Source organism: Methylobacterium sp. ME121, assembly GCF_000974725.1.
Taxonomy (GTDB): Bacteria; Pseudomonadota; Alphaproteobacteria; order Rhizobiales; family Beijerinckiaceae; genus Methylobacterium; species Methylobacterium radiotolerans.
On the sequence record NZ_BBUX01000151.1, the window covers coordinates 1 to 3,350 of the forward strand.

Below are 3,350 nucleotides of genomic sequence, written 5' to 3' on the forward strand. Positions count from 1 at the left end.
TGGTCCGCGCCTACGATCCCGAGGGCATGGAGCAGGCGCGCCCGCTCCTGCCCGGCGTCGCCTTCGCGGAGGATGCCTATCACTGCGCCGAGGGCGCGGACGTGCTGGTCCTCGTCACCGAATGGGACGCGTTCCGGGCGCTGGACCTCGACCGGCTGCGGGCGGTGATGCAGCGACCGGTCCTCGTGGATCTCCGCAACGTCTACCGGGCCGACGACGTCCGGGCTCACGGCTTCGCCTACAGCAGCGTGGGCCGCCCCGCCGCGCCCGGGGACGAGGCCGAGATCCCGCCGGCTCCCCATCGCGCGGACGCCGCCGCGACGGCGTGAGGCGGGGCCGACATCGGCGGATGGAAGCCCCGCAGATCCTCGGGATCGCCGACCCGGCGCGCGACCTTTCCGGCACGCGGGATCTCCGCCCGGCCGGCGGGCGGGTCGAGACGGCGGCGACGCCGACCTGCGGCGTCGAGGCCGCGCCGATCGCGCCGGGCGGGTGATCCGCCCGCCTCCCTGACCGGTCCGATAACAAACGGACCCCCTCGCGGGCCGCCCGAACAGGCGGCCCGCGAGGGGGCCCCGAAGCTCCGTCCGGCGCGCCGGACCGGATCTCTGCCCGGGCGGCCCCGCCGCGGCGGGGCCAGCGCCGGAGCGGTCAGGCCGCCGGGGCCTTCACGCTCGCCAGGCTGGAATCTTCCCGGAGGAAGTACTTGTTGGTCAGGTAGGCGACCTCGGTCCGGTTCTTGGCCTTGAGCTTCTTCATGATGTTGCGGACGTGAACCTTCACGGTGCTCTCGCACATGTTGAGCTCGTACGCGATGATCTTGTTCGGCGTCCCCTTCCGGAGCGCCCGGGCCACGCAGAGCTGCCGCGGCGAGAAGATATCGTCGTCCCCGGCCTCGACCGGCTCGTCCACCTTGATGTTGGCCAGCAGGGGGAGGAGGCACTCGGCCGGGATGTAGACGCCGCCCGCCTGCACGAGCTGGAGGGCCTGCAGGGCGATGTCCACGGAGGTCGTCGTCGGGATGTAGCCTTTGACGCCGAGCTTGATGATCCGCACGATCTGGTCGAGGTTCTCGCCGTCCGAGATGACGGCCACCGGCGGAGCGCCGGCCTCGCCCTGCAGGAACGCCAGTTCCCGCGTGATCTCGGTCCACTCGGTCTCGGTCAGGTTGCCGTCGGGCCGGCAGAGCACGACCACGCTCGCGGGGACGAACGGCTTCTGCCGCTTCCACGATTCGATGTCCGCGAAGACCTCGAACGAGGTCTGCCGGTCGGCCTCGCTGAGAGAGGCGGCGAGGCATCGGCCGACGAGCTGCCGTCGATCGATGATGACGATGCGGCTGGAGCGGCCCCGGGACTGGTCCCGTTGCTCGACGACGACCGGGCTGTCACCGGCATGTGCACCCGAAAAGCCGCCGCGGCTTTCGGCCGTGTCCCGCTCAACGAGGGTGAGCGCGTCTCGAGTACCAAGACTGGCCATAGAGAATTACCTCCTTTCGAAGGAAGCCGAATGTCAGCGATGACGGGATACCCAATGCGCTCGCCGACGGCGTGACACTGAGATACGCGGTGGCGCCGGTCGCCTTGGGCGATTGCCGATGACCACGGAAACAATGCTAGCTTTCGTAAAATCGTCTGTAAATACCCTATCTGAATCTAAACGCTTAAATCGCGGGGCTAAATACAATCATCGGGCACTACGTACGTACACGGTGATTTGTTTGGGTGCGGGGGGCGACGCTGATGGAGAGATGCATTCGCAAGGTCATCCGCCAGCGGTCGGTGACCCGACGCAAGATCTTTCCGAATCTAGGCGCGCGAATGCCAGATTTAGAAATATGGAAATGTTGCCTCCTGTATCTCTGCTTATTGCGAGTGCGTCTTGGCAAGGCTTCGATCGCAATTCAGTGATCTCGGTTCGGTGTCCCTATTCGGGTCGATAGTATTCGGTCGGTTTAGGCTCGCTTTACCTGGCTGAGGCTAAAAGGCAACACGTGTACACGGTTGTTTACCATGTTGGGGTCCGAGTACTGATTTCGTTGGTACGGCGCTGTACCGAACGGCACGCGCCGCGGGCGGGACAGCCGCCCCGTGCGCTGTCCGGCGCGGCGGGCGAATCACCGGCGAGTCCCGGCCGGGCTCGGAGCCGCCGCGGCGGCGACCTAGTCGAGCCGGACCAGGAGATCGCGCATGCCGCCGACATCGACGAACGCGGCGAGGTCGCGGGCGAGCAGGTCGGCATGTCGCTCCGCGTAGGCGGCCGGCGTCAGCGTCCGCAGGAACGAAGTCACCGAGTCCGCGAGCGGCTCGGGAAACGCCCAGCCCAGGCGTTCCGCCACCGCGTAGCGGCCGCTGGCCGTCGCGGCGCGCGCCAGAGTCAGGGCGCCGCACAGGCCGCCCTCGTAGAGCCGGTTCGGCAGGAGCCAGTCCGAATTCAGTCCGTCATCGAGGTAATCGACGGCCCAACTGAAGTGAATCCCACTGTAAATCTCCGGAAGATCGCGGGGATTGGCGTAGGGACCACGGAACGACATGTTCGGCCGGCCGTCCAGCGTGTCCGCCAGGGCGCGCGGGGCGATGTCCTCCTCGGAGAGGCGCCCGGCCAGGACGATCCGCACCGAGTCGCCGAGGGCGTCCGCGATGGCGGCGAGGATCGTCAGGCTCCGGCGGCAGCGCAGCGTCCCGAACCAGCCGATCACCCAGGGCGGCTCCGCCGTCCGGGTGCGGTCCAGGCGGGTCGACACCTCGCCGAGGCGGTGGCCCATGACCTTGTTCTCGAGGAGGTGCCACGCGCCGGCGAAGCCCTGGACGGGCCGGAAATACCGGTCGATGAAATCCGGGGCGCTGACGACGAGGAGGTCGCTTTGGCCGAGGAGCCAGCGCTCGACCGCGCGGGCGATCCGCCCCGGGGCGTCCCGCCGGACCATCAGCCGCTGGATGTCGAGCACCTCGTAGACGAGGCGCGCGCGGCTCCCGGCGAGGCGCGCCGCGGCCCAGGCCACGAGAGCCATGTCGAGGTTGCGCACGTAGATCACGTCCGCCGCGCGCAGGTCGCGCCGGCGGCGCAGCGCCCGGGCGATGCCGACGGCGAGGCGGGGCAGGCGGCGGGCGTAGTTCCGGTCGACGGTCAGGCCGAGGGTGACGACGTCGTCCGCCACCGGGGCCTCGGCCACCACCCCGCCGGGGCGGTCCCGCTCGAAGGCGTACACGGTGACCGACCACCCGGCGTCCCGGATGGCGTCGACCCGCTTCCGGACCGTGGGCTCGGCCCTGTCGTGTCCGAAGAAGGCGACGCGGCGGCCGCGCGCGGTCGCGGGGGCGGTCGCGAGCGCGGCGACCGGGGCCGGCGCG

At 69.5% G+C, this 3,350-nt stretch carries 4 protein-coding genes; 2 read left to right on the forward strand and 2 right to left on the reverse strand.

What is annotated here, in order from left to right; all coding sequences use genetic code 11:
• Together ME121_RS32535 and ME121_RS34825 are read left to right on the forward strand one after the other, a co-directional pair.
• A partial coding sequence (locus tag ME121_RS32535; protein ID WP_491892951.1) for a UDP binding domain-containing protein occupies window positions 1-329 on the forward strand: 329 nt, incomplete at its 5' end.
• 20 nt (window positions 330-349) lie between these two features.
• Window positions 350-496, forward strand: a complete 147-nt coding sequence (locus tag ME121_RS34825) for a hypothetical protein (RefSeq protein WP_012321526.1) — start codon at window positions 350-352, stop codon at window positions 494-496.
• A 155-nt stretch (window positions 497-651) separates the two neighbouring features.
• Here ME121_RS34825 and ME121_RS32540 read toward each other — a convergent pair whose 3' ends face one another.
• Together ME121_RS32540 and ME121_RS32545 are read right to left on the reverse strand one after the other, a co-directional pair.
• On the reverse strand, window positions 652-1,479 hold the full coding sequence (locus ME121_RS32540) for a response regulator transcription factor (RefSeq protein WP_012321527.1): 828 nt from the start codon (window positions 1,477-1,479) through the stop codon (window positions 652-654).
• Window positions 1,480-2,161: 682 nt separating this feature from the next.
• A partial coding sequence (locus ME121_RS32545; protein ID WP_059410321.1) for a glycosyltransferase occupies window positions 2,162-3,350 on the reverse strand: 1,189 nt, incomplete at its 5' end.

Excerpts from the sequence above, each read along its gene's own strand:
- ME121_RS32540 (WP_012321527.1), bottom strand. The coding sequence starts at position 1,479 with ATGGCCAGTCTTGGTACTCGAGACGCGCTCACCCTCGTTGAGCGGGAC.
- ME121_RS34825 (WP_012321526.1), top strand. The coding sequence starts at position 350 with ATGGAAGCCCCGCAGATCCTCGGGATCGCCGACCCGGCGCGCGACCTT.